Raw genomic sequence first — 23,835 nt, forward strand, 5'->3', positions numbered from 1 at the left:
CAAGCTATGTCAGACTACTGACATGCGTCAAGACGACACCGGCATCCACCTCGAGACGTCGATCGGCTACCTGCTCAAGGAGACCGCGAGCGCCCTCCGGGCGTCGATGGAAGCCGTGCTGCGCCCGCTCGGCATGACGGTGACGCACTACTCCTGCCTCGAGCTGCTCGCGCAGCGCCCCGGCCTGTCGAACTCCGAACTCGCGCGCGGCACGTTCGTGACCCGGCAGTCGATGAACGTGTTGCTGCAGACCCTGGAGCGCGACGGCTTCGTCACCCGTGCCACCGAACCGTCGGTCGGCAAGGCACTCCCCACGCAGCTGACCGACAGCGGGCGGCGGAGTCTGGCGCAGGCGAGTGCGGCGATCCGTGGGGTCGAGCAGCGGATGCTCGCCGATCTGACCGCAGACCAGCAGACCGAGGCCCGTCAGATCCTGCGGAGCATGGTGACGTCGCTACGGCGTCAGGGCGCGTAGCGCACCGAGGCGGCGTCCTTCGGTGCATACCGTTCCTCGAAGTCACGCTCGTTGGGGACCCACACGTCCCGCCAGAGCGCATCGTGCCTGCGCCCGAGCGCGCGATCACGAGCCGTGCCCCGACACACCGCCGTGTCGAGGTCGACGTCACACCAGATGCTGACGTCGAGGTGCGGGAGCGCGTCGGGGTGGAAGAGTCCGATCAGGTCGACGACCAGGACGTCCGTCCGCGGCAGCGGCTCGGCCGGGCCGAGGGCTCGCACCGACCAGTCGAACCGCTGGAACGTGCTCGCACGACCGGCTCGGTGCGGTTCGAGCACCGACGACACCAGACGGGGACGATCGACGCCGTCCCAGTCGGCCGACCGCTGATGGGACCGAACGGGGTCGAGGAAGTCGTCGCCGCGGATGCGGACCGCGCCGGGGAGCCCCTCGACGAGGGTGCGCGTCAGCGTCGACTTGCCGGATCCGCAGTAGCCGGAGACACCGACGACGATCGGTGCACGGGCCGAGGCGCGGCGGGACGAGACAAGGTCGATGACGCCGTCGCGGTCCATCGGGCAAGCGTACGAGGTCGATGACGGTGCACCGGAGTTCGTAGGCTGAGCGGATGGACGTCGCACTGCGGGACAGCACCACCAAGGACCTCGAGTGGCTCGTCGAGCTCCGGGCCGTGGTGCTGCGCGACGACCTGACACGCCTCGGGGTGTTCGACGAGACGCGCGTCCGACAGCGCCTCCGCGACGCGTTCCAGCCGGAGCTGACCCGCATCGTCGTGGTCGACGACCGCGACGTCGGGTCGATCACCGTGCGGGTCGAGGACGACGTCCGCTGGGTCGAGCACTTCTACCTCGCGCCCGACGTCCAGGGGCGTGGAGTCGGTTCGACCGTGCTGCGCGCCGTCCTCGACGAGCCCCACGACGGCCCGACGCGGCTCAACGTGCTGGTGGGCAGCCCGGCTCGTCGACTCTACGAACGACACGGCTTCGTGCTCGACACCAACGACGGCGTCGACGTGTTCATGACGCTGCGGGCCGCCGATCGAGCACCCCACGGAGTGCGCTGAGCTGCTCGTCGACCACGTCGGCCATCCGGCGCTCGGCCGGTCCGGTGAGCCAGGCCTCGAGGGCCAGGTGGAACAGCATCACGGTCGTCTCGGCGATCACCGCCGCCTCGGACGGATCGAGCCCGCGGTGGACGAAGGCCTCGCGCACCGCGTCTGTCAGGTCGGCGCGCTTCCGGGCGTCGCGCTCCCGGAGCGACGACTCGGACAGCACCAGCCGCCGCACCGAGCCGACCTCGCCGTGCCGCCCCTCGAACCGCTCGTCGGCGACGGTGCGGAGGCCGTGCACGACAATGTCGAGCGGGTCGATCCCGGCCGGTGCACCCTCGATGGCGGCCCGGGCGAGGTCGGGGATCTCGTCACCGGCGAAGATCACCTCGCGCTTGTCGGCGAAGTACCGGAAGAAGGTGCGGGTCGTCAGGCTGGCCCGTGCGGTGATCTGCGGCACGGTCGTCGCCTGGTAGCCCTGCTCGGCGAAGAGCTCGAACGCCGCACGCTCGAGTCGCCCTCGGGCATCCGGAGACCAACGCATGTGTCCACAGTAGTGGTGATGACACAGCGTGTCATGGTTGACTGGGCGATGACACGTCGTGTCATGATTCACTTCGAGCAAGAGATTCGGGACACCATGTCGCCATCCGGCAACGCAGCACTCTGGACCACGTCGACCGGGCGGTTCGCCGTCGGGCCCGCACCGGTCCCGCAGCCCGGCCCCGGCGAACTCGTCGTCCGCGCCGAGGCGGTCGCCGTCAACCCGGTCGACGCCGTCGGCGGGCTCTTCCGGCACCTGGTGTTCCCGAAGCTGCGGTTCCCCGCGGTCCTCGGGTCGGACGTCGCCGGCACGGTCGTCGCGATCGGCCCGGACGTCGAGCGCTTCCGCGTGGGCGACCGGGTCGTCGGGCACGCCGCGGGGCAGGAACAGCACCGGAACAGTGCTGCCGAAGGGGCCTTCCAGCACCTGGTCCTGCTGCTCGACCGTGTGACGACCCCGGTTCCGGATACCCTGCCCGCCGAGCAGGCGGCGGTCCTGCCACTCGCCGTCTCGACCGCCGCGGCAGGTCTCTTCGAGCCGGATCAGCTCGCGCTGTCGCTCCCGACGGCCGACACGTCCGAGCGCCCCGGGGTCGTTCTGGTGTGGGGCGCGTCCACGAGCGTCGGCGCCAACGCCGTCCGGCTCGCCCGGGCCGCCGGCTACGCCGTGATCGGCACCGCATCGCCGAAGAACCACGGGTTCGTGCAGGACCTCGGGGCCGAGGCCGTGTTCGACTACCGCGACGACGGTGCCGAACGCCGCATCCTCGAGGCACTCGCCGACCGGGAGCTCGCCGGCACCCTCGCCTTCGGCCAGGGCTCGCTGACCCGCACGCTCCCGATCGTCCGGGCAGCCACCGGCTCCGGTCGACTCGCGTCGGCGTACCCGACACCGGTGACGACGATCCGGGCGCGGCTCGAGCGCCGACACGGGGTCCACGTCACCGCGATCTGGGGCGGCCGCCCGACGGAGTCCGAGGTCGGCCCCGCGATCTACCGCGATTTCCTGCCCGAGGCGCTCCGCACCGGGCGGTACCGTGCCACCCCGACCGCGTCCGTCGTCGGATCGGGACTCGCCGCGATCCCGGATGCCCTCGCCGAGCTCCGCGCCGGTGTCTCCGCCCGGAAGCTCGTCGTCACGCTTCCCTGAGCAGGTAGCGTCAGCGACGTGACCGATGCCCACGAGCAAGACGAGACGTTCGAGATCATGATGTCGGGCGGTGGCACACCACGGGGACACCTGCAGGACCCGAGCGCCGTCACGCTGCACCTGGACCCGCGGCTCCTCGGCGACACCGCCAGGGGCAAGGAGATGTTCGCCCGGGCCATCGAGCAGCAGCACACCGCACTCTCCGACTACGCCACCGCCATCGCGGCCGCCGACGGTGACGTGACCGCTCCGGCGGTGCAGGACGCCGCGACCGCACTGCACCAGGCGCTCCAGTTCCTGCCGATCGCCCACACCGTGTACACGGGCGTCGGCTTCCCCACCGCCCGCGTCGGGGACGACCCCCGCCCGCCCGCGCTGCGACCGGAACGCGGCGAGCGCGGCCTCGGCGTCCACCCGGACATGCTCACCGCGATCCACGGGGACACCTCGCAGCGGTGGGAACTCGCGGGCGAAGAGGACCTCCCCCTCGCCGTCGAGATCACACTGGCGACCGATCGGGACGAGAACGTGCGGTCCGCCTTCCTCATGATGACGAGGTCACGAACCGTCGTCCTGCTCATGGAACAACGCGAGACCGACCCGGGCGTCCTCGACCAGCTCGCCCAGCAGAGCTACGCGAGCCCCGAACGAAAGCTCCCGCTGCGGTTCATGCACCTCGCACCGCGTGAGCTCGACGGGCTCTACGAGCTCCTGGGTCTCGACGACCAGGCCATCGCGCGCGCGGAGGCCCGCTGGGAACAGGCGCAGGATCGGAACGAGCGCATCAGCGTCGGTGACGCGCTGCGCGAAGTCGGCGTCATCAGCTGATCCGCTTGGCGTACCAGCGGTCCGAGTACGGATCGTCGTTGAACGGCGCCACCCGGACGAAGCCGAGCCGCTCGTAGAGCGCACAGGCCTCGGCGAGCTCAGCGCGGGTGTCCAGCCGCAGCGATGTGATCCCGCGTCCCCTGCAGACGTCCTCGACGTGGCGCAGGAGCGCCGAACCGACGCCTCGGCCGCGGTGCTCCGGCAGCGTGAACACCTTCGTCAGCTCGCCGACGGCACCGACGAAGCGCACGCCGGCGCAGGCGACAGCGGCTTCCCCGTCACTCGCGACGACGAACACCCCGGAGTCCCCCTGCAGGTCGTCGTACGGCTCCTCGTCGAGCGCCCGGTCGACCTCGGCCGTCGTCGCCGCCCGCCCGTACCACCGCGACGCGACCTCCGTCAGGTAGGCCCGCACGATCGCGTCGGCCCGGCCCGCGCCGGGTCGCTCCGTCTCGATGATCATCGCGCCCCTTGCGTGGCCGCAGCCGGCTCAGCGGGAAGCGGTCGCCTCGCGCGCGGCTGCTTCCGCCGCGACCCAGGCGAGCATGCCGCACTTGACGCGCATGACGAACTTGGAGACGCCGTGGAAGGCGACGAGGTCCTCGAGGACGTCCTCGTCGGGCTCACCCACACCGCGCGAGCGCATCATGTTGCGGAACTCCTCGGTCAGTGCGAGGAACTCGGGCACCGTGCGGCCGACGGCCATGTCGGTGAGGACCGATGCCGAGGCCATCGAGATCGAGCAGCCGTCACCCTGCCAGGCGAGCCCGGCGATGCGGTCGGTGCCGGGTTCGAGCCGCAGGCTGACCGTGATCTCGTCGCCGCACGTGGGGTTCCGCTCGAAGTGCGAGGCATCCGCGTCGGGCATCGCACCGTCGCCGTGCCGCGCCTTCGCGTGGTCGAGGATGACCTGCTGGTACAGGCTGTCGAGGGCGTTCACGCGGTGGCTCCGAAGTAGTCGCGGACCTCGGCGACGGCTGCGAGGAACCGGTCGACGTCGTGCTCGGTCGTGTACACGTACGTGCTGGCACGGCTCGTCGCGACGAGTCCGAGGCGGCGGTGCAGGGGCTGGGCGCAGTGGTGGCCGGAACGCACGGCGATGCCCTGCGCATCGAGGTACTGCGAGACGTCGTGGGCATGCACGCCGTCGACGTCGAAGGACACCAGGCCGGAGCGCGGGACGCCGGGGGGCGGACCGACCAGGCGGATGCCGGGGACTGCTGCCAGACCGTCGAGCATCCGGCGGGCGAGGTGCTCCTCGTGAGCACGGACGCGTTCCATGCCGATGCCCTGCAGGTAGCGGACGGCCTCGGCGAGGGCGACCGCCTGGGACACGGGCTGCGTGCCGGCCTCGAACCGCTCGGGTGCCGGCATGAACTCGGAGCCCTCCATCGTCACGGTGGTGATCATCGAGCCACCGGTGCGGAACGGCGGCAGGGCGTCGAGCAGCTCCGCACGGCCCCAGAGCACGCCGATGCCGTTCGGGCCGAGCATCTTGTGCCCGGAGAACGCGGCGAAGTCGACCCCGAGCTGCTGCACGTCGAGGGGACGGTGCGGCGCGGACTGGCAGGCGTCGAGCACCACGAGGGCACCGCGGGCATGGGCGAGGCCGACGACCTGCTCGACGGGGGCGATCATCCCGGTGACGTTCGAGACGTGCGAGAACGCGACGACCTTCGTGCGGTCGGTGATCAGCGCCGCGGCGTCGTCGGCGGTCCAGGTGCCGTCGTCGGCGACCGGGATCCAGCGCAGGGTGGCACCGGTCAGCGCGGCGAGCTCCTGCCACGGCACGAGGTTGGCGTGGTGTTCGGCCTCGGTCACGAGGATCTCGTCACCGGCGCCCAGGCGGAAGCGCTCTGCGTCGACACCACCGCGGCCACGGCTGGCGTTGGCCATGCCGTAGGCGACGAGGTTGAGGGCGTCGGTGGCGTTCGCGGTCCAGACGACCTCGGTCGGGGCGGCGGCACCGATGAAGCCGGCGACGGTGGCGCGGGCGTCCTCGTAGGCGTCGGTGCTGAGCGCCGCGAGCGTGTGGGCCCCGCGGTGGACGGCGGCGTTGTCGTGTTCGAGGAACCGGCGCTCGGCGTCGAGGACCTGGCGCGGGCGCTCAGCCGTCGCCCCGGAGTCCAGGTACGCCAACGGCTGCCCGTTCACGTCCTGCGCGAGGATCGGGAAGTCCCGCTTGATCGCCTCGACCTCGGTCTCGGTGAGCGGCTGGTTCGGCGCCACGACTGTCACGTCTCGTCCTCCTGGTGCTGCTGTCCGGAGCAACCCGTCCATGGTGTCCGTTGTTCCCGACCACGTCCAGTCGGCACGGCGACGGCCCAGGACCACGCCGGGTCCTGGGCCGTCGCACGTGGTTCGCTACTCGTTGCCGATCTTCTTGTCCGCTGCGTCGCGGGCACCGTCGATCTTGTCGTCGTACTTGCCGCCCGTGGCCTTCTTGACCGCGTCGGCCACACCGCCGAGCACCTTGTCGCTGACGCCCTCGGCCTTCTCGCTCTGCAGGGCGTCCTGGACCTTGCCGTCCTTCAGGAACTCCTGGGCCTTCTTCGTGATGTCGTCGAACCCCGCCATCGGTTGCTCCTCGTCTCGGTGCGGAGCCCGTCGCTCCGTCCTGGCGCCGACAGTAGGCCGCCGGGTAGTCGTCCGTACCGGAACGCTCGGGGTCTTCACACCATCTGGGCGCTGCGACGGCGCGCGAGCACGTACCCGACGGCGACCGCGCCGGACACCGCGAGCAACGAGGGCACGAGGATGTCGGTGCCCTGCTGGGTGAACTCGACGACGAGCACCAGGGCGGTGAACGGCGCCCGCATGGTGGTGGCGAGGAAGGCCGCTGCACCGACGAAGGCGAAGGCCGCCAGGCTCGGGCCGTCGGCCGGCCACAGCAACAGCCACGCACCGCCCAGCCCGCCACCGATCGCGGAACCGATCGCGATCGAGGGGGTCAGCGTGCCACCGACCGCACCCGCTCCGATGGTCGCAGAGGTGGTCACGGTCCGCAGGACCCCGAGCAACAGCAGCAGGACGATCGGTGAGAGGCCGGCGAACGAGGCGTCGTCGAGCGTGGTGTTCATCGCGACGAGGCCGAGCGCCCGCCCGTTGCCGAGGATCTCCGGGAACGGGATCGCGATGAGCCCCACCATCGCGAAGACCACCGGCAGCACGACGAGCAGGTGCCAGCCCTTCGGCGCGATGCCCTGCAGCCGGTTGGTCAGCTTGACGAACCCGACCCCGGCGAGTCCCAGCACGGGTCCCACGACGATCGCCCAGACGAGCAGCGACGGCGACAGGTGCATCGCGGGCACGTGGTAGAGCACCTCGTCCGGGATCACGAGCCGGGCGGTGATGGCGGCGACCGCACTCGTGGCGAAGGCGGGCAGGGCGGTCGCGAAGCTGATCTCCCCGAGCAGGACCTCGACCGCGAACAGCGCACCACCGAGGGGTACGTCGTACACGGCGGCGAGGCCGGCCGCAGCACCGCAGGCGACGAGGATCTTCGTCTCGCGCGCGGTCAGCCCCGCACGACGGGTGACGAGTTGGGCGAGCCAGGCCCCGACCTCGCGCGGAGCGACCTCTTTGCCGATGGACGCGCCGAGCCCCACGGCCAGGATCTGGATGCCGGCGTTCGCGAGCGTCGCCAGGGCCGGCATCCGCTTGCCGTCGACGGCCGCGGTGACCGAGACGATCGAGCGCCCCCACCGACGGAGCGCCCACCAGGCGAACCCGGTCAGGACGCCGGCCGCGGTGAGCGCGAGGAACCGGTTCAGGCCCGACGATGCGTCGGCGGCCTCGAGGTGCCCGCCGAACCCGTACCCGAAGGCGACGAACTGGATGAGCTGGAGCGCGAGCCAGACCGCGATGCCGGCGATGCCGCCGGAGACGCCCACCAGGGCGGTGACGACGGCGAGCTTGAGGGCCCAGACCGGGGTCGCGTGTCCGGAGTGCGGCATGACCGGAAGCCTAACGGGCTGGACGCACCCGATGACGGACCGCGACGGGCCGGCCGGACGCGGGACGGGCCTCCAGGCCGGGCACCCCGACCACCCGTCGTCAGACGGCCGTCACCCGGAACGGCACCACGCAGTCGGCCGGCATGAGCGGTGGCTGCAGGCCGACGGTGCCGAGCACCCGGCCGCTGAACACGCGCGGGCCGGACCACCAGTCCGGTCGCACCAGGTCGTGGCCGTCGCCGATGACCACCGGGTCGACGCGGTACGCCGTGTCGGGGTCGAGGTCGCGGAAGGTGACGCGGCCGGTGCCGGAGACCTCGGAGCGGCCGATGCCGGCGAGGAAGAAGACGGCCTGCTGCCGATCCGGCGCGACCGTGCCGTACACGAGCCGTGCGTCGTCGACCTCGTCCGAGCGCACCAGGTCGCCGCCGTGCAGGAGCGGGCGGAGCTCCCGGTACAGCGCGATCCACTCGGTCAGTGCAGCGGACTCGTCGGCGGTCGCGCCGGCCAGGTCCCACTCGATGCCGAGGTGGCCGACCAGGGCGGTGCCCGCACGGAAGGCGAGGTCGTGGACGCGACCGGTCGTGTGGTTCCGGCCGCTCGCGATGTGCGACCCGAGCAGCTCCGGCGGCAGGAGCTGCTGCGTCCACCGGTGCATCTGCTGGCGCTCGAGCGGGTCGATGTCGTCGGACACCCACACCCGCGCGGTGTGCTCGATGACGCCGAGGTCGACCCGACCGCCACCCGACGAGCACGACTCGATCTCCAGCGACGGGAAGCGCTCGCCGAGCGTCGCCATCAACCGGTACGCGGCGAGGGTCTGCTCGTGGACCGCTGCGCCACCGCCCGGGAACCCCGCCTCGACGAGGTCGCGGTTGTGGTCCCACTTCACGGCGTCGACCGCGTACTCGCCGATGATCGCCGTCATCCGTTCGAGCACGTGGTCGAAGGCCTCGGGGATCGCCAGGTTCAGCACCTGCTGGTCGCGGGAACGCGCGGGCAGCCGACCGTCGGCCTGCAGGATCCACTCCGGGTGGGCGCGGGCGAGGTCGCTGTCCTCGTTCACCATCTCGGGTTCGAACCACAGGCCGAACTCCATGCCGAGCGCACGGACGCGGTCGACCAGGGGGCCGAGTCCGTCCGGCCAGACGCCCTCGTCGACGTACCAGTCACCGAGGCCGGCGTGGTCGTCGCGGCGGCCACGGAACCAGCCGTCGTCGAGCACGTAGCGTTCAACGCCGAGGGCCGCGGCACGCTCGGCGAGGTCGACGAGACGGGCCAGGTCGTGGTCGAAGTACACGGCCTCCCACACGTTGATCGTCATCGGGCGGGGCGTCGTCGGGTGCTGCGGGCGGCTGCGGAGCCAGCGGTGGAACCGTCGGGCCTGGTCGTCGAGGCCGTCCCCGTGGGCGAAGTACACCCACGGCCCCTCGTACGTGGCGCCGGTGCCGAGCCGGACCTCGCCGGGCAGCAGGAGTTCGCCGCCGCCGATGACCTGGCGGCCCGTGGCGAGCCGTTCGGCGTGGTGCCGGTGGTTGCCGCTCCAGGCGGTGTGGACGCCCCAGACCTGACCGTGGGCGAAGCCGAACCCCGGCTCCCCCACCGTCAGCACGGTCGCTGCGTCGGTGCCGGTGCGGCCCTTCCGGCCCTCGCGCTGGTGGGTCCCCACGACGAGTTCGCGGCGCTGCGGGGTCCGCTCCTTGCCCCAGCGGCCGGCGAAGTCCAGGATCTCGCGGGCCCCCGACGGGATCGGCATCGCGAGCGTCAGGTCGTCGACGGTGTAGACGCCGTCGGCGGTGTTCGTCACGCCCGCGCGGGCCCGCACGAGCCCGGAGCCGAGCATCTCGATGGCGACCCGGACGGTGAGCCCGGCGACGGTGTCCTCGGCGTCGGCGGTGACCGCGGAGTCGGTGACCGCGAGCGACGTCACCGTGAACGCCGGCGACCAGTCGGCGCCGTCACGGTGCCCGGCGAGCCCCGGACGACCGCTCCAGCCCCGGTGTGGCTCGGGCAGCACCGACAGGCGCACCGGATCGTCCATCTCGTTCGGTGCGACGGGCGCGACGTCGGCGTCGGCGAGGGCCGTCAGCGCGTCGGTATCGAGCGGCCCGAGTGCCGCTCCCCAGTGCACGACGGCGGGGAGCGCGTCGTCGCGGCAGTCCAGGACGAGCGAGACGCCACCGGCGGTCAGGTGGACGAGTTCGTGCGGCATGCGGGCTCCAGTCGGCGTCGTTGCACGTCAGAGCTTTCCGGTCCGGGGCCGTCCGCTGCAAATCCTGCTGCGGCGCGGCTCCGGTTGCGGCTCAGCCCAGGCTGCGGCGCGGCTCCGGTTGCGGCTCAGAACCAGCGCTTGACCTTGAACACCACGTACAGGATCGCGGCGAACAGGACCATCGCGACGATCGACAGCGGGTACCCCCACGTCCAGCCGAGTTCGGGCATGTGCGTGAAGTTCATCCCGTAGATCGCGGCGATGAGCGTCGGTGCGAACAGGATCGCCGCCCAGCCGGAGATCTTCTTCGTGTCGTCGTTCTGCTTCTGTGCCGCCAGGGTCGAGTCGACGGTCAGGGCGTTCTGCAGCAGCTGCCGGAACGTGTCGAGGCGCTCCACCACCCGGATCGCGTGGTCGAGGACGTCGCGAAACCGCCGCTGCATCTCGATCGGCAGGTGGTACTTCTCGGCGCCGCGGTGCAGGTTCTCGATCATGTAGACGAGGGGACGCGCCGCTCGCTGGAAGTCGACGACCTCGCCGAACAGCTCGTACACGCGGCGGGACACCCCGGCCTCGCCCGAGAACAGCTGGTCCTCGATCTGGTTGATGTCCTCTTCGAGTCCGTCGATCACCGGCACGTAGCCGTCGACGATGGAGTCCATCAGCGCCCAGAGCTGCGCCTGCGGGCCGACGGTCACCAGCCCCGGCTTGCCGCTCAACCGCTGCAGCGCCCGGGGAACGGTCTGCCTGCCGCGGGGGTCGGCCTTCACGACGGCGAGGAAGAAGGTCTCACCGACGAAGGCGTACACCTCGCCGAACGCCACCTCTTCCTGCTGGTCGTTGTACAGCGCCGGCTTGAGCACCACGAACAACGTCGAGCCGTAGCGCTCGAGCTTCGGTCGCTGGTGCCCCTCGGCGGAGTCCTCGACGGCGAGTTCGTGCAGACCGAGGGCGACCGCGACGTCGCCGAGTTCCTCGGCGTCAGGCTGGTGCAGGACGATGCACGCGCTGGCGCCCTGCTCGTCGAGCATCCGGAAGCTGTCGTCGAGGGATGGACTCGCGATCGGTGCGATCCGGTCGATGTAGACGGTGTTCAGTTCGACGCTCACGCGCCCACCGTACGCAGGGTGGCCGGTCTCCGGCCTGGAGGCCCGTGGCGGCCCCGCCACACGCCCCGCGTCCTGCCTGAACGTGCGCTGCACGACCGCCGCCACCGGCCGCCTACGGTGCAGGTCATCAGCATGCTGACGAAAGGGACTGTCATGAAGAGGATCTGGAAGCGCATCGCGGTGGCCGTGAGCGCGGTCGTCGCCGTCATCGGCGCGTACGTCGGGTCGGGCGCTGCCGGCGGCACGCCCATCCAGGACGCCGCCGGTGGCGCCCTGTCGGCGTCCTCGACCGCGATCGCACCGGACGGCCCGGCCTTCTCGATCTGGAGTGTCGTCTACGCCGGGCTCATCGGCTACGCGGTGCTGCAGCTCTTCCGCACCGCGAACGACGAACGGCACGAGCGACTGGTGGTTCCGGCGGTGCTCTCCCTGCTGCTCAACGCCGCGTGGATCCTGTCCGTGCAGTTCGGGTTCCTGTGGGCGAGCGAGCCGATCATCGTCGCCTTGCTCGTCGTGCTGATCTGGACGTTCACGATCCTGCGCCGGACCCCGTCCCGCGGCGTCGTCGAGGCGATCCTGACCGACGGCACGTTCGGGCTGTACCTGGGGTGGGTCTGCGTCGCGACGGCCGCGAACACCGCTGCGGTGCTGACGGCGGCGGGCTTCCGGGGCTTCGGACTCGGGCAGGACCCGTGGGGCGTGGTCGTCGCCGCGGTGGCCGGGCTCGTCGGGGTCCTCATCGCGCTGTGGGGCCGGGGACGCCTGGCACCCATGGCCTCGGTCGCGTGGGGTCTGGCGTGGGTCGCCGTGGCCCGGTTCGAGGGACCGCTCGTCTCCGTGCCGACGGCGGTCGCGGCCGTGGTGGCTGCGGCGGCCGTGGTCGTCGTGACCGTGGTGGTGCGTGCCCGCGCCGGCTGGGTCGGCGGGCGTGCCGGTCGGGCGGCGGCTCCGGTCGCGGCCTGACGCGGATCTGCCTGCACGTCAGGCCCGCGAAAGCGACAGTTCCCGCGGCCTCGCACCCGTCCGGGCCGCGAAAGCGACAGTTCCCCGCCGATGTTCGGCGGGGAACTGTCGCTTTCGCGAAGTGGGCGGCCGGACAGCCCGACGCCCCCGGCCTCAGCGCGAGAGATCAGCGCGCGGACGCCACCAGGCCGTGGGCGGCGGCGACCGCGGCGTTCGTGACGCGGCCGTCGTGCACGTTCAGGCCGCCGGCGAGTGCGGGGTCGGCCTCGAGCGCGGCCTCCCAGCCACGGTCGGCGATCGCGACGGCGTACGGCAGCGTGGCGTTCGTCAGCGAGATCGTGCTCGTGCGCGGAACGGCACCGGGCATGTTCGCCACGCAGTAGTACACGGTGTCGTGCACCGCGAACGTGGGGTCGTCGTGGGTGGTCGGGTGGGAGCCCTCGAAGCAGCCGCCCTGGTCGATCGCGATGTCGACCAGCACCGAGCCCGGCCGCATGTCGGCGACCATCGCGTCGGTGACGAGCTTCGGCGCGGACGCCCCGGGGATGAGCACGGAGCCGATCACCAGGTCGGCGTCGCGCAGGGCCTCGGCGATGGCGTGCGCCGACGAGCGCAGGGTCGTGACGCGGCCGTCGAACCGGGCGTCCAGTGCCCGGAGCCGCGGCAGGCTGATGTCGAACACGGTGACGTCGGCGCCCATGCCGAGCGCCATCGTCGCGGCGTGCTCCCCCGCGACACCACCGCCGATGACGACCACGCGGCCCTTCGGCGTGCCGGGGACCCCGCCGAGCAGCAGCCCGCGCCCGCCGTTCGTGCGCATCAGGTGGAACGCGCCGACCTGGGCGGACAGTCGCCCGGCGACCTCGGACATCGGCGACAGCAGGGGCAGCGAGCGGTCCGGCAGCTGCACGGTCTCGTAGGCGATCGCCGTCGCGCCCGAGTCGATGAGGGCATCGGTCAGCGGTCGGTCGGCGGCGAGGTGCAGGTAGGTGAAGAGCACCTGGCCCGGCCGGATCATCGGGTACTCCGACGCGACCGGCTCCTTCACCTTGAGGATCAGCTCGGCGCGCTCCCACACCTCGGCCGCGGTGTCGACGATCGTGGCGCCGGCGGTGCGGTACTCGTCGTCGGTGAAGGCCGAACCGGACCCGGCCCCGGCCTGCACCAGCACCTGGTGGCCGTGCGACCCGAGCTCGGCGACACCGGCGGGCGTGGCCGCGACGCGGTACTCGTTGTTCTTGATCTCGGTGGGGACGCCGATGCGCATGCTGACTCCTTCGTGGGCGGTGCGTTCGTCCCGTCCATTGAGCACCGGATTCGCCAACAGCAGCGCTGAGCCGAACATCCGGACAGCGGCAGCGCGATCCGTGTCACGAGATTCGGCGGAACCGTTCGCAGCAGCAGTGTGTCAGCGCCCGCGCAGCGACTCGCTCGGCAGTTCCCCGAAACGGCTGCGGTAGGTCGCCGAGAAGCGTCCGAGGTGCCCGAAGCCCCAGGTCCGCGCGATCTCGGCCACGGTCGTCTCGTCCAGGCCACTGCCGACCAGGTCGGTCCGGGCGCCGTCGAGTCGCACGCCGCGCAGGAGTTCCCCCGGCGTCTGGTCGAGGTGCCGGCGGAGGGACTGCTGCAGCCCGCGCGGGCTGAGCCCCGCCGCCGCGGCGATGTCCGGGGTACCGATCGCTTCGCGCGCGTGCTCGTGCACGAACTCGAGCGCCCGGCGCAGGCGGTCGTGCTCCGGGCCGCTGCCGGACACCGTCGCGCGCCACTTGTTGCGCTGCGGGAACGCCCGGATCGCCGCGGTCGCGAAGGCCGCGGCGATGTCGTGCTGCAGCATCGGGCTCATCGACCGGTCGACGTCGAGCCACGTGGCCGAGTACTTCCGCACCACCGACCGCCACAGCGCGATGCCGTCGGCCGTCGGGCGGCGCATCGGCTCGAAGGCGAAGTCGTCGTCGCCGGCCACGGCTCGGACGAAGTCGCGGTCCAGGTGGACCAGGTTCAGGGCGATGTCGCGGTGGTGCAGCGCGTACGGCTCGGCGAAGGGCAGCACGACCGGCACCCCGGCCTCGAGCTCGTACGTCTCGCCGCCCGTGGTGATCCGGCTCGAGCCGCTCCGCATCCAGGCGACCAGGAACTCGTCGTCGACCTGGCTCTCGCTCCGCAGGTCGACCATGAACCGTGACGAGCGCAGGGACATCCGCTCGTCACCGACGCCGGCGAAGTCCCAGTGGGCGTTCTCGTGGGTGCGACGGACCAGTGGCGCACGGAAGTCGTAGTCGCCCGTGAAGAACGCGAGCGCCTGGTCGACGTCGCTGCCGACCATCCGCCGGAAGTACCGCTGACCGGGCTGTTCGAGAGAAAGCACCATGGTCGAGAACCTAGGACCGACCACCGACAAAGTGCGTCAGGTCCTGACTCAGGGCTGCAGGATCGCCTGCCCCACGCTCTCGTCCAGGATCAGGTCCGTGATGAGCCCGGCAGCCAGTGCACCGCGCAGCGACGCCGCCTTCGACCGCCCGGCGACGACGCAGACCCGCCGCGGCGCGCGCTTGATCGTGTCGAGGTCCGGAGCGCCGGCGCGGGCGTTCACCCCGATGTCCTTCCACGAGCCGTCGGCCCGGTAGAACACCGTCGAGACGTCCCCGACGACCCCCGCCTGCGTGAGCTCGTCGCGGTCCTCGGGGTCGAGGTACCCGCCGGAGTACACGTGCGAGGGCACCGGGGCCTGCGGGGCACCGACACCGAACACGACGAGGTCCATCCGCTCGTGCAGGTCGAGCACACGGCGGATCGAGCGCTCCCGGAACAGCGCTTCCTTCGTCGCGGGGTCGTCGAAGAACGCCGGCACCGGGAACTGCTGCACGAACGCGCCGTAGGCCTCGCCGAACCGGCGCAGGATCTCGGACGCGTAGACGATGCCGGTGGTGCGGGTGTTCGCGGCGCCGTTGATCTGCACGATCGTCGAGCCGTGGGTGGTCTTCGGCACCAGGTAGCGGCTGACCGCACTCACGGTCGAACCCCACGAGATCCCGATCACCATGTTCGACTCGACGTACTGCGTCAGGATCCGGGCGGCGGACAGGGCCACCCGCTCGAGCCGGTCGACGTCGCTCGTGTGGTCCGGCACCGGGACGACGTGCGCGTGCACCCCGAAGCGGGAGCGGATGCTCCGGCTCAGCGCGGCGGCCTGGTCCAGGGGCGAACGGATCTGGATGTCGACGAGCCCGGTGTCCCTGGCGTACTTCAGCAGCCGCGACACCGACGAGCGCGAGGTGCCGAGTTCGTCGGCGATCGCGTCCATCGTCAGGTCCTGCAGGTAGTACAGGTGGGCGGCGCGCAGCGCCTGCTGCGTGCGCATGGGCTGAGCCGCATCGCTCATGGTGCTCCGATCTGTCGAACGCAACCATGCACGGACGTGCAGGGCCTCTGCAACCCCTGCCGCGCCTCCTGACCGCCGTGTCGGGCCTGGACGACACGTGTGCTGCACGTTCGTGCACGCGAGTTGCCCGCCCTGTCGAACGAGCGCACGATCGATCCTGACCCCACGAACAGACGAAGGAAGCGACGAACCATGTCGAAGAAGACACAGCCCCGGAACACGGTGACCGCCCTCACCGAGCGCCCGAACGCGCAGGTCCTCGTCGTCGGCGGCGGCATCAACGGCATCGCGACGTTCCGCGACCTGGCGCTCCAGGGCGTCGACGTCGCCCTGGTCGAGCGTGGCGACTACGCCTCCGGCGCCTCCGCGGCCTCGAGCCACATGATCCACGGCGGCATCCGCTACCTGGAGAACGGCGAGTTCCGCCTGGTGCGCGAGAGCGTGCAGGAGCGCAACGGCCTGATCCGCATCGCCCCGCACTACGTCAAGCCGCTGCAGACGACCATGCCGATCTTCTCGACGTTCTCCGGCATCATGAACGCCCCGCTGCGCATGCTGACGCACAAGCAGCGCTCCACCAAGGAGCGCGGCGCGATGCTCATCAAGATCGGCATGACGATCTACGACTCCTTCTCGCGTGACGGCGGCTCCGTCCCGAAGCACGTCTTCCGCACCAAGAAGGCCGCGCTCGAGGACATGCCCGCCCTCAACAAGGACCTGAAGTACACGGGCACCTACTACGACGCGAGCGTGCACGAGCCCGAGCGCCTGGCCCTCGACGTCCTAAAGGACGGCCTGGCGGCGGGAACCGACAAGGCACGCGCGGTCAACTACGTCGAGGCAGCCGGCACCCGCGACGGCGGCGTCCTGCTGCGCGACCGCGAGACCGGCGACGAGTTCGTCTTCACGGCCGACGTCGTGATCAACGCCTCCGGCCCCTGGACCGACCTGACGAACGAGGCGTTCGGCGGCGAGACGAAGTTCATGGGCGGCACGAAGGGCTCGCACATCGTCGTCCACAACGACGAGCTGCTCGAGGCCACCAAGGGCCGCGAGCTGTTCTTCGAGAACGACGACGGCCGCATCGTCCTCATCTACCCGCTCAAGGGCCGGGTCCTCATCGGCACGACCGACATCGACGCCGACCCCGCGAAGCCGGTCACGACGACCGACGAGGAGATCGACTACTTCTTCGGGCTCGTCAAGCACGTGTTCCCGCAGATCGACGTCACCCGCGACCACATCGTCTACAGCTACTCCGGCATCCGTCCGCTCCCCCGCCACGAGGACACCGCCCCCGGCTTCGTGTCCCGTGACTACCGGATCGTGGACACCCAGATCGCCGGCCTGCCGAAGTCGACCGTGCTGTCGCTCGTCGGTGGCAAGTGGACGACCTTCCGTGCCCTCGCTGCACACCTGTCCACCGAGGCGACGACCAAGCTCGGCATGAGCCGCAAGGTCGACACCACGGGCATGCCGATCGGCGGTGGCAAGGAGTTCCCGACCACGGACGCCCAGCGCGCCCTGTGGATCAAGTCGCACCGCGACGGCCTGGACGAGTCCCTGGTCGAGGGGCTGCTCGAGCGCTACGGCACCCGTGCCGCCGAGGTCGTGGACGTCCTGACCGACGGCCCGGTCGAGCCACTCGAGTCCGACCCGTCGCTCACCCGCGCCGAGGTCGCGTACTTCGCCCGCCACGAGCAGGCCGTCCACCTGGTGGACGTCGTCCTGCGCCGCACGAACCTGGCGTTCGTCGGCGGGGTCACGATCGACCTGCTCGACGAGCTGGCCGACGTGCTCGCCGAGGCGCTCGACTGGACGACCGAGGAGCGCGCGGACGAGGTCCAGCGCACGCTCGACGTGCTGCGTGAGTCGCACGGCGTGATCGTGCCGCTGACGTCCGCGTCGGCGTCCCAGCTCGCGTAGTCGACGCAAGGACACGACGGACGGGAGGCCCGGTACCAGCTGGTACCAGGCCTCCCGTCCGTTCGTGGTCGCGTTCGCGAGCCGCTGGTCGCGTCGGCGACCGCTGGTCGCGTCAGAAACGCTCGCCGGTGGGGTCGAGCGCCGTGCGGTCGATGAGCTGGTCGCCGCCGACCGGCTCGCCTTCCCAGTCGACCAGGCGCCAGCCGTCGGCGAACGACCCCTCGAGCTCGACGATGCCGGTGTTCTCCAGGTGACGCTTCGTGCCGAAGTGGTCCGGGGTGTTCTGCGCAGCTGCGCTCGCCCACGTGCGGATCGCGGCACCGTGGCTGACGGCGGCGGCGACGGCGACCCCGGTGGCCTCGATCTGCCGGACGGCGTCGTCGTAGCGCTCGAAGAACTCGACGCCGCTCTCGGCACCGGGCATCCGGGTCGTGCGGTCACCGCCGGACCAGCCGTGCACGGTGGAGATGTAGGTCTGCACGGACACCTTGTCGCTCTTGCCCTGGGTGTCGCCCGCCTCGATCTCACGCAGGCCCGGCAGCACCACGGGCTCGAGGCCGAGCGAGGTCGCCAGGGGCGCCGCGGTGATCTGCGTGCGGACCATCGACGACACGAACAGTCGCTCGATCCCGCGGTCGGCGAGCGCTGCGGGCAGGGCGTCGGCCTGCTGCTGCCCGAGCTCGGTCAGCCCCGGTCCGGGCACCACGGCATCGAGGATGCCGTGCACGTTCGCGGGGGTCTGGCCGTGGCGGATGAGCAGCAGTCGCATGCCGCCACCCTACGGACCGCCGCTGACGTCAGCCCTGCCGGGTGTTCCAGCGGGGGTTCTTCTTGTTGATGACGTAGACGCGACCCCGGCGTCGGACCACCTGCGAGCCGGGGATCTTCTTCAGGGCCTTGAGGGAGTTGCGGACCTTCACGACGAGCCTCCTTGTTGATAACGGTTTTCAGTTACAGTAGCGGACATGCGTGCTGCTGCCATCACCCTCGTCACCGCCCTGCACCAGGTCGACGCCGACCGCGTCGCCGCCCGGATCACGGACGGACACCGGATGCACGTCGCCGGGAGTGCCTTCGCCACCGCCCGCGCCGTGGCCGACCGGGCCGACCAGCTCGACCGGGTCTGCGGGCCCGACGCGGGCCACGGGCTCGTCGTCACCCTGCACCCGGGAGCCGATGCCCGAGCGGTCGGTATGCTGCTCGCCAACGCGGCACGGTCCGAGACCGGCGACGACCGGGTGCTGCGGCACGTCGTCGGGGTGCTGCGGGCCGACGACGTCGCGCACCTGCTGTGGTCGGACGTCGACGACGCGTTCGTGGCCGCGGACCGGATGGCCGCACTCGTCGAGTACGCGACGGTGATCGCCCTCGACCGCATCGAGCCGCTGTCCGGCCGTCGGCGACGGGCGCTCGTGTCACTGCTGCACCGGATGGCACCCCAGGCCGTGATCGTCGCCCTGCCCGCGATCCGGAGCGCCGCCGACCTGCCGGCGTCGAACGGTGGAGCCGCGCGGGTGCTCGCCACCGGTGCCGGCTGGATGCGGGCGCTGTCGAGCGGCGCGGACACCGGGCGCGAAGCCCGCGATGCCCTGGTCTCGATGCGCTACCGGGAGCCGCTGCCGTTCCACCCCGGACGACTGTCGTCCGTCATCGCCGAGGACCTGTCCGCCGGCGTGAACGGCCGCGTGCTGCGGTCGCGGGGGTTCTTCCGCCTGGCGTCCCGGCCGGACCACGTCGGCTCGTGGTCGAGTTTCGGGTCGATGCTCGCGCTCGACCCCACCGCGAACCCGTCGTGGGACGCCGACGCCCCGATCGGGCAGGCGCTGTGGTTCGTCGGCGAGCAGCTCGACGTCCGGGCGATCCAGCGGGCGCTCGACGGGGCGCTGCTCACGCCGTCGGAGCTGCTCGCCGGGCCGGACGTGTGGCGCGGCTGGCCGGACCCGTTCCCGGTGTGGCCCGCGGTGGACCCGGCGTCGGAGCACCGGCACGAGTGAGGGGGCGTGGGCGTGGGCGGGTGCGCACTCGTCTTGCGACAGAGCACGAGTCGATCGACGCGTGCATCGTCGCCTCATGCGCACACATCCGCTCCGTGCGCATGTTGCGACAGAACGCGAGTCGAACGACGCGTGGATCGTCGCGGTATGCGCGCGCACGGACGGGAGGCGCGGTGCGGGTCCGACCCGCACCGCGCCTCCCGTCCGTGGTCACGTCGAGAGCCGCAGCGTCACCGCACCGGCGACGCCTCGCGCGCTGCAGCCTCACGCGCAGCGGCAGCCGCCGCGTCCTGCGCCGCGAACGGCAGGTCACCGAGGTCCAGGTGCGGGTTCGTGTCCTGCGTGAGCACGAGCTCCTTCGCCTCGTCCTCGGTCTCCACCGCCGGCATCGAGCCGGGCAGCGGGCGCTGCGAGGACTCCTTCATGCAGAAGACACCGATCGCTCCGACGACGCTCATCGCCATCAAGAAGTACGCCGGCGCGAGCTCGTCACCCGTCGCGGTGAGCAGCGCCTGCACGATCAGGGGCGTGGTCCCACCGAACACCGCGATCGCGATGTTGTAGGCGAAGCCCATGCCGCCGTACCGCGTCGAGGTCGGGAACAGCGCCGGCAGCGACGCGGCCTGGTTCGACACCCACAGCGCGGTCATGAGCGCGAGCAGCCCGAGGCCGGCGAGCGTCGACCACTGCGCCCCGTGCCCGATGAGCATGAACGCCGGCACGACGAGCACGACGGTGGTGGCGGCACCGATCCACATCACGACGCGGCGGCCGAGGCGGTCGGAGAGCTTGCCGGTCAGTGGGAGCATCACCGCGAGCAGCAGGAGCACCGGGATCGTCAGCAGCGTGCCGTCGATGGCGGAGTACCCGAGCGAGTCGGTCAGGTACGTCGGCATGTAGGAGGTCAGGGCGTAGCCCACGGTGTTCGACGCGGCGACGAGCATGATCGCGATGACGATCGGACGCCAGTGCTGACGGACCATCGCGACGACGTTGGCCGGACGCTCACCGTCGAAGGACGCACGGGACTCGGTCGCGGCCTCCTGCGCGGCCTGGGTCGCCTGGAACACCGGCGACTCCTCGATGCGCAGCCGGAAGTAGATGGCCACGACGCCGATCACACCGGCAGCGAGGAACGGGAACCGCCAGCCGTAGGCGGTCATCGCCTCGTCGCCGAGGGTGAGCTGCAGCACCGACACCACCGTGGCACCGAGCGCGAAGCCCAGGTAGCTGCCGAAGTCCAGGATGCTCGCGAAGAACCCACGACGGCGGTCCGGGGCGTACTCCGTGACGAACGTCGTCGCCCCGGCGTACTCACCACCGGTCGAGAAGCCCTGCGCGAGCTTCAGCACGACGAGCAGGATCGGGCCGAACACGCCGATCGTCGCGTACGCGGGGAGCGCCCCGATCAGGAACGTCGACGCCGCCATCATGATCAGCGTCGTCGCGAGCACCTTCTGCCGGCCGATCTTGTCGCCGAGGCGTCCGAACACGATGCCACCCAGGGGCCGTGCGATGTAGGTCGCCGCGAACACCCCGAGGCTGAACAGGATCTGCACCGAGGGTTCGGCCGTCGGCAGGAAGACCTTCCCCATCGTGACGGCCAGGTAGCCGTACACACCGACGTCGTACCACTCCATGGTGTTGCCGACGACCATGCCGCTGACGGCTCGTCGCATCATGCTCTTGTCGACCACGGTGACGTCGCTCTCGCGCAGCCGTCGGTGTGGTCGGGGGTGGGTACTGCTGGGGTCGGAACCCATGCCTTGCTCCTCGAGAAGATCGGTGGGCCGTCGGGAACCGGCCCAGAACAGCGAGCGACGTTACCGAGCAACCGAAATGTCATTGGCCGGTGATTCTCAGGGAACGGCGTGTCACCCGAACGGGGGCCGCCGCCGATCCGCACCAGTCCGGCGAACCCGGAAGCTGAGTAACGAGGCCGTAACATCGGCCCATGGCGATCGAACCCGAGACGAAGAACTGGACGTGGGTCATCGAGTCCGCGTGTCCCGAGTGCGGCTACGACGGCAGCGCGGTGACCGTCCGCGACGTGCCGGGCATCATCGACGAGAACACGGCCGGGTGGCCCGGAGTCCTCACGCGCGACGACGTCCGCGACCGCCCGGACGACCACACGTGGTCCCCGCTCGAGTACAGCGCCCACGTGCGGGACGTGCACCGGAAGATGGCGGAGCGCCTCGAGCTGATGCTCACCGAGGACGCCCCGACGTTCCCGAACTGGGACCAGGACGCCACCGCCGTCGAGGACCGTTACGGCGAGCAGGACCCCGCGGTCGTCGCTCGGGAACTGCGGGAGTCCGCAGACCGCGCGGCCCGGGCCTTCGCGGCGGTGCCCGACGAGGTGCTCGAGCGCACCGGGCTCCGGTCCGACGGCAGCGCGTTCACCGTCGCGACGCTCGCCACCTACTACGCGCACGACCCGGTGCACCACCTGTGGGACGTGCGGCGCACGCGCTAGACGTGGGGACCACCGGCCTGGAGGCGCGGTGCGGCCCCGCCCCGCGCCTCCAGGCCGCCTGCGGTCACCCCGCACCCGGCCGTACCTGCCAAATCCGGGCGTACCTACCGAAATCGGGCGTACCTGCCACGAAGAAACGACCAGGTATGCCCGAAAGCACCATCCATCGCACGCGTGATGGGAAGGATCGGGCACCGAGCCGGAGCGCTCAGGCGAGTGCGTCGAGCACGGCACGCGCCGTCGCGGCGTCCGTCACCAGCTCGTTGACGAGCCCGCCCCGCACCGCGGCCACGATGCTCGTGACCTTGGCGCTGCCCACGGCGACCCCGACCGCGTGCGGCACGGTCGACAGGATCTCGCGCGAGGTCCGCACCATCCGGTCGCTGCCGGGGAACTCGATCGGCGAGCCGTCCGCGGCGTAGAAGTTCAGGCAGACATCGCCCGCGGCACGGTCGAACGCGACGTCCTCGACCGGGATGCCCCGGGCCAGCGCGTCCCGCGTGTGGGTCGGCGCCCCGATGCCGAGGATGGCGCCCTTCGCCCGGCTCCACAGCCCGACGACGTGCTGGAACGCCGGGTCCTCGTCGAGGGTGGACCGCATCACCGGGGACGGCAGCGCCTGGGCGAACAGGAACGCCGGGATCGCGCCGGAGTGCTCCGCGGCAGTCCGGGTGATCTCGTTCGTCTGGAACCACGGCATCGGGTCGGCCTGCCCGCCCACCGTCGGCACGAGCTGCACCCCGGGCATGGTCGGCATGCCGGAGCGTGCGACGTCGTACACGGTGCGGCCGGACGACATCAGGACGGCGTCGCCGGGGACGAGTCCCATGCCCTCGACCGCGGCGGCCAGTGGTGCGGCCAGGTCGGCGCCGAGCGTGGCGGCGTGGGTGACCGCGGCGAGGTGGACCGCGCGGAGCCCGAGCACGACCTGCAGCCGTTCGGCGAGCGCCACGGTCTCGTCCTGGAACGGGTCGACGACCTCGATGCGGACGAGTCCCGCCTTGCGGGCCTCGGCGACGAGCCGCGAGACGGTCGGCCGTGAGACACCGAGGCGCGAGGCGATCTCGACCTGCGTGGCGTCCTCGAGGTAGTACATCCGCGCCGCCTGGTAGACGGTGTCCAGCGGGAACCGGGTGCGGGCTCCGTCCGGGGTGGGGGTCTCGGCCGACATGGTGCGATGCTACCGCCACGCACAACGCAGAAATTGTGTGCTGGACAGATGTCCACGGCCGTCGCAGACTGGTTCGGGAGCGCCCGGAACCTCGGGGCGCGGGAGGAGCACAGACATGACGTACCGTCTCGTGATCGGGTCCGACGACGCCGGGTTCGACTACAAGGAGATCATCAAGGCCGACCTGCTCGCCGACGAGCGGGTGTCCGACGTGCGGGACGTCGGCGTCGACGCGGACGGCCACACCGCGTACCCGCACGTCGCCGTCGACGCCGCACGACTGGTGGCGAACGGCGAGGCCGACCGGGCGATCCTGATCTGCGGCACCGGACTGGGCGTGGCGATCAGCGCCAACAAGGTGCCGGGCATCCGCGCCGTCACCGCGCACGACTCCTACAGCGTGGAGCGCTCGGTCCTGTCGAACGACGCCCAGGTCCTCTGCATGGGGCAGCGGGTCGTCGGCATCGAGCTCGCGCGTCGTCTGGCGAAGGAGTGGCTCGGCTACGAGTTCGACCGTTCAAGTGCCAGCGCCGAGAAGGTCAACGCCATCTGCGAGTACGACGGCAGTGCGCCCGCCGGCGTCGACGCCCAGGCGTAGT

General features: G+C 71.3%; 25 protein-coding genes. 9 read left to right on the top strand and 16 right to left on the bottom strand.

Features of this window, described 5'->3' with window-relative positions:
• The first annotated feature begins 22 nt into the window (after nucleotides 1-22).
• Entirely contained in the window at nucleotides 23-475 is a 453-nt protein-coding gene (locus DEJ19_RS13440) for a MarR family winged helix-turn-helix transcriptional regulator (protein ID WP_110865233.1), read from the top strand.
• Here the strand turns inward: DEJ19_RS13440 and DEJ19_RS13445 are convergent.
• Nucleotides 463-1,032, bottom strand: a complete 570-nt coding sequence (locus DEJ19_RS13445; protein WP_111234032.1) for a uridine kinase family protein — start codon at nucleotides 1,030-1,032, stop codon at nucleotides 463-465. The two genes, DEJ19_RS13440 and DEJ19_RS13445, sit on opposite strands and share 13 nt — an antisense overlap.
• A gap of 53 nt (nucleotides 1,033-1,085) precedes the next feature.
• Here DEJ19_RS13445 and DEJ19_RS13450 point away from each other — a divergent pair, with 53 nt between their 5' ends.
• Complete coding sequence (locus tag DEJ19_RS13450) at nucleotides 1,086-1,541, top strand: GNAT family N-acetyltransferase (protein WP_111234033.1); 456 nt, start codon at nucleotides 1,086-1,088, stop codon at nucleotides 1,539-1,541.
• On the opposite strand, the gene DEJ19_RS13455 is transcribed toward DEJ19_RS13450, so the two are convergent.
• A complete protein-coding gene (locus DEJ19_RS13455; RefSeq protein ID WP_110865236.1) occupies nucleotides 1,495-2,070 on the bottom strand; it encodes a TetR family transcriptional regulator in 576 nt (191 codons plus the stop codon). The two genes, DEJ19_RS13450 and DEJ19_RS13455, sit on opposite strands and share 47 nt — an antisense overlap.
• 96 nt (nucleotides 2,071-2,166) lie before the next feature.
• Between DEJ19_RS13455 and DEJ19_RS13460 the strand changes: the two genes are divergently transcribed.
• Both DEJ19_RS13460 and DEJ19_RS13465 read left to right on the top strand, forming a co-directional pair.
• Nucleotides 2,167-3,219, top strand: coding sequence for a zinc-binding alcohol dehydrogenase family protein (locus tag DEJ19_RS13460; protein ID WP_111234056.1), 1,053 nt, complete (start codon nucleotides 2,167-2,169; stop codon nucleotides 3,217-3,219).
• An 18-nt stretch (nucleotides 3,220-3,237) separates the two neighbouring features.
• Nucleotides 3,238-4,047, top strand: coding sequence for a hypothetical protein (locus DEJ19_RS13465; protein ID WP_146250717.1), 810 nt, complete (start codon nucleotides 3,238-3,240; stop codon nucleotides 4,045-4,047).
• Here DEJ19_RS13465 and DEJ19_RS13470 read toward each other — a convergent pair.
• The 7 genes from DEJ19_RS13470 to DEJ19_RS13500 all read right to left on the bottom strand — a co-directional run bounded on the left by DEJ19_RS13470 (nucleotide 4,040) and on the right by DEJ19_RS13500 (nucleotide 11,324).
• Nucleotides 4,040-4,510 (bottom strand): GNAT family N-acetyltransferase, encoded by a 471-nt coding sequence (locus DEJ19_RS13470; RefSeq protein ID WP_111234035.1) that lies wholly within the window; start codon nucleotides 4,508-4,510, stop codon nucleotides 4,040-4,042. The genes DEJ19_RS13465 and DEJ19_RS13470 overlap by 8 nt on opposite strands.
• A gap of 27 nt (nucleotides 4,511-4,537) precedes the next feature.
• Nucleotides 4,538-4,987: a Fe-S cluster assembly sulfur transfer protein SufU gene (gene sufU, locus DEJ19_RS13475; protein ID WP_111234036.1), complete on the bottom strand. Its 450-nt coding sequence runs from the start codon at nucleotides 4,985-4,987 to the stop codon at nucleotides 4,538-4,540.
• The gene (locus DEJ19_RS13480) at nucleotides 4,984-6,276 is read right to left on the bottom strand and encodes an aminotransferase class V-fold PLP-dependent enzyme (protein WP_111234037.1); all 1,293 of its coding nucleotides are present in this window, start codon (nucleotides 6,274-6,276) and stop codon (nucleotides 4,984-4,986) included. Before DEJ19_RS13480 ends, sufU begins: the two co-directional genes overlap by 4 nt.
• Before the next feature lie 135 nt (nucleotides 6,277-6,411).
• Nucleotides 6,412-6,624, bottom strand: a complete 213-nt coding sequence (locus DEJ19_RS13485; protein WP_071247674.1) for an Rv0909 family putative TA system antitoxin — start codon at nucleotides 6,622-6,624, stop codon at nucleotides 6,412-6,414.
• Between the two features lie 95 nt (nucleotides 6,625-6,719).
• A complete protein-coding gene (locus DEJ19_RS13490) occupies nucleotides 6,720-8,003 on the bottom strand; it encodes a chloride channel protein (protein ID WP_071405054.1) in 1,284 nt (427 codons plus the stop codon).
• 100 nt (nucleotides 8,004-8,103) lie between these two features.
• On the bottom strand, nucleotides 8,104-10,215 hold the full coding sequence (locus DEJ19_RS13495; protein ID WP_111234038.1) for an alpha-galactosidase: 2,112 nt from the start codon (nucleotides 10,213-10,215) through the stop codon (nucleotides 8,104-8,106).
• Nucleotides 10,216-10,340: 125 nt separating this feature from the next.
• Entirely contained in the window at nucleotides 10,341-11,324 is a 984-nt protein-coding gene (locus DEJ19_RS13500; protein ID WP_111234039.1) for a magnesium and cobalt transport protein CorA, read from the bottom strand.
• 153 nt (nucleotides 11,325-11,477) lie between these two features.
• On the opposite strand from DEJ19_RS13500, the gene DEJ19_RS13505 reads away from it, so the two are divergent.
• Nucleotides 11,478-12,287 (top strand): TspO-related membrane protein, encoded by an 810-nt coding sequence (locus DEJ19_RS13505; protein WP_027466234.1) that lies wholly within the window; start codon nucleotides 11,478-11,480, stop codon nucleotides 12,285-12,287.
• Between the two features lie 166 nt (nucleotides 12,288-12,453).
• Here DEJ19_RS13505 and ald read toward each other — a convergent pair whose 3' ends face one another.
• From ald to DEJ19_RS13520, 3 genes are all read right to left on the bottom strand, one after another.
• Nucleotides 12,454-13,554 (bottom strand): alanine dehydrogenase, encoded by a 1,101-nt coding sequence (ald, locus tag DEJ19_RS13510; RefSeq protein WP_111104948.1) that lies wholly within the window; start codon nucleotides 13,552-13,554, stop codon nucleotides 12,454-12,456.
• 141 nt (nucleotides 13,555-13,695) lie between these two features.
• Entirely contained in the window at nucleotides 13,696-14,655 is a 960-nt protein-coding gene (locus DEJ19_RS13515) for an AraC family transcriptional regulator (RefSeq protein ID WP_111234040.1), read from the bottom strand.
• Between the two features lie 48 nt (nucleotides 14,656-14,703).
• Nucleotides 14,704-15,666: a sugar-binding transcriptional regulator gene (locus DEJ19_RS13520; protein WP_027466231.1), complete on the bottom strand. Its 963-nt coding sequence runs from the start codon at nucleotides 15,664-15,666 to the stop codon at nucleotides 14,704-14,706.
• Between the two features lie 192 nt (nucleotides 15,667-15,858).
• Between DEJ19_RS13520 and DEJ19_RS13525 the strand changes: the two genes are divergently transcribed.
• Nucleotides 15,859-17,592, top strand: a complete 1,734-nt coding sequence (locus DEJ19_RS13525) for a glycerol-3-phosphate dehydrogenase/oxidase (RefSeq protein WP_111234041.1) — start codon at nucleotides 15,859-15,861, stop codon at nucleotides 17,590-17,592.
• 112 nt (nucleotides 17,593-17,704) lie between these two features.
• On the opposite strand, the gene DEJ19_RS13530 is transcribed toward DEJ19_RS13525, so the two are convergent.
• Nucleotides 17,705-18,361, bottom strand: coding sequence for a histidine phosphatase family protein (locus tag DEJ19_RS13530; protein WP_042538188.1), 657 nt, complete (start codon nucleotides 18,359-18,361; stop codon nucleotides 17,705-17,707).
• A 28-nt stretch (nucleotides 18,362-18,389) separates the two neighbouring features.
• Nucleotides 18,390-18,512, bottom strand: a complete 123-nt coding sequence (ykgO, locus tag DEJ19_RS13535) for a type B 50S ribosomal protein L36 (protein ID WP_017888460.1) — start codon at nucleotides 18,510-18,512, stop codon at nucleotides 18,390-18,392.
• Nucleotides 18,513-18,557: 45 nt separating this feature from the next.
• Between ykgO and DEJ19_RS13540 the strand changes: the two genes are divergently transcribed.
• Nucleotides 18,558-19,586, top strand: coding sequence for a GTP-binding protein (locus DEJ19_RS13540; RefSeq protein ID WP_111234042.1), 1,029 nt, complete (start codon nucleotides 18,558-18,560; stop codon nucleotides 19,584-19,586).
• A gap of 230 nt (nucleotides 19,587-19,816) precedes the next feature.
• Here the strand turns inward: DEJ19_RS13540 and DEJ19_RS13545 are convergent, their stop codons facing one another.
• Nucleotides 19,817-21,349: an MFS transporter gene (locus DEJ19_RS13545; protein WP_111234043.1), complete on the bottom strand. Its 1,533-nt coding sequence runs from the start codon at nucleotides 21,347-21,349 to the stop codon at nucleotides 19,817-19,819.
• A gap of 191 nt (nucleotides 21,350-21,540) precedes the next feature.
• Here DEJ19_RS13545 and DEJ19_RS13550 point away from each other — a divergent pair, with 191 nt between their 5' ends.
• Nucleotides 21,541-22,065, top strand: a complete 525-nt coding sequence (locus DEJ19_RS13550; protein ID WP_111234044.1) for a DinB family protein — start codon at nucleotides 21,541-21,543, stop codon at nucleotides 22,063-22,065.
• A 208-nt stretch (nucleotides 22,066-22,273) separates the two neighbouring features.
• Here the strand turns inward: DEJ19_RS13550 and DEJ19_RS13555 are convergent, their stop codons facing one another.
• On the bottom strand, nucleotides 22,274-23,236 hold the full coding sequence (locus DEJ19_RS13555) for a sugar-binding transcriptional regulator (RefSeq protein ID WP_071405045.1): 963 nt from the start codon (nucleotides 23,234-23,236) through the stop codon (nucleotides 22,274-22,276).
• A 115-nt stretch (nucleotides 23,237-23,351) separates the two neighbouring features.
• Between DEJ19_RS13555 and DEJ19_RS13560 the strand changes: the two genes are divergently transcribed.
• Entirely contained in the window at nucleotides 23,352-23,834 is a 483-nt protein-coding gene (locus DEJ19_RS13560; RefSeq protein ID WP_111057823.1) for a ribose-5-phosphate isomerase, read from the top strand.
• The last annotated feature ends 1 nt before the right edge of the window (nucleotide 23,835 follow it).

The organism is Curtobacterium sp. MCSS17_016, from assembly GCF_003234255.2.
In the GTDB taxonomy this organism is placed as follows: domain Bacteria; phylum Actinomycetota; class Actinomycetes; order Actinomycetales; family Microbacteriaceae; genus Curtobacterium; species Curtobacterium flaccumfaciens.

Coding starts and splice junctions, on each gene's coding strand:
- DEJ19_RS13495 (WP_111234038.1), bottom strand. CDS start 10,215: ATGCCGCACGAACTCGTCCACCTGACCGCCGGTGGCGTCTCGCTCGTC.
- DEJ19_RS13490 (WP_071405054.1), bottom strand. CDS start 8,003: ATGCCGCACTCCGGACACGCGACCCCGGTCTGGGCCCTCAAGCTCGCC.
- ald (WP_111104948.1), bottom strand. CDS start 13,554: ATGCGCATCGGCGTCCCCACCGAGATCAAGAACAACGAGTACCGCGTC.
- DEJ19_RS13540 (WP_111234042.1), top strand. CDS start 18,558: ATGCGTGCTGCTGCCATCACCCTCGTCACCGCCCTGCACCAGGTCGAC.
- DEJ19_RS13515 (WP_111234040.1), bottom strand. CDS start 14,655: ATGGTGCTTTCTCTCGAACAGCCCGGTCAGCGGTACTTCCGGCGGATG.
- DEJ19_RS13555 (WP_071405045.1), bottom strand. CDS start 23,236: ATGTCGGCCGAGACCCCCACCCCGGACGGAGCCCGCACCCGGTTCCCG.
- DEJ19_RS13485 (WP_071247674.1), bottom strand. CDS start 6,624: ATGGCGGGGTTCGACGACATCACGAAGAAGGCCCAGGAGTTCCTGAAG.
- DEJ19_RS13525 (WP_111234041.1), top strand. CDS start 15,859: ATGTCGAAGAAGACACAGCCCCGGAACACGGTGACCGCCCTCACCGAG.
- DEJ19_RS13530 (WP_042538188.1), bottom strand. CDS start 18,361: ATGCGACTGCTGCTCATCCGCCACGGCCAGACCCCCGCGAACGTGCAC.
- DEJ19_RS13545 (WP_111234043.1), bottom strand. CDS start 21,349: ATGGGTTCCGACCCCAGCAGTACCCACCCCCGACCACACCGACGGCTG.
- DEJ19_RS13505 (WP_027466234.1), top strand. CDS start 11,478: ATGAAGAGGATCTGGAAGCGCATCGCGGTGGCCGTGAGCGCGGTCGTC.
- DEJ19_RS13550 (WP_111234044.1), top strand. CDS start 21,541: ATGGCGATCGAACCCGAGACGAAGAACTGGACGTGGGTCATCGAGTCC.
- DEJ19_RS13460 (WP_111234056.1), top strand. CDS start 2,167: ATGTCGCCATCCGGCAACGCAGCACTCTGGACCACGTCGACCGGGCGG.
- DEJ19_RS13470 (WP_111234035.1), bottom strand. CDS start 4,510: ATGATCATCGAGACGGAGCGACCCGGCGCGGGCCGGGCCGACGCGATC.
- DEJ19_RS13560 (WP_111057823.1), top strand. CDS start 23,352: ATGACGTACCGTCTCGTGATCGGGTCCGACGACGCCGGGTTCGACTAC.
- DEJ19_RS13450 (WP_111234033.1), top strand. CDS start 1,086: ATGGACGTCGCACTGCGGGACAGCACCACCAAGGACCTCGAGTGGCTC.
- DEJ19_RS13455 (WP_110865236.1), bottom strand. CDS start 2,070: ATGCGTTGGTCTCCGGATGCCCGAGGGCGACTCGAGCGTGCGGCGTTC.
- DEJ19_RS13520 (WP_027466231.1), bottom strand. CDS start 15,666: ATGAGCGATGCGGCTCAGCCCATGCGCACGCAGCAGGCGCTGCGCGCC.
- DEJ19_RS13440 (WP_110865233.1), top strand. CDS start 23: ATGCGTCAAGACGACACCGGCATCCACCTCGAGACGTCGATCGGCTAC.
- DEJ19_RS13445 (WP_111234032.1), bottom strand. CDS start 1,032: ATGGACCGCGACGGCGTCATCGACCTTGTCTCGTCCCGCCGCGCCTCG.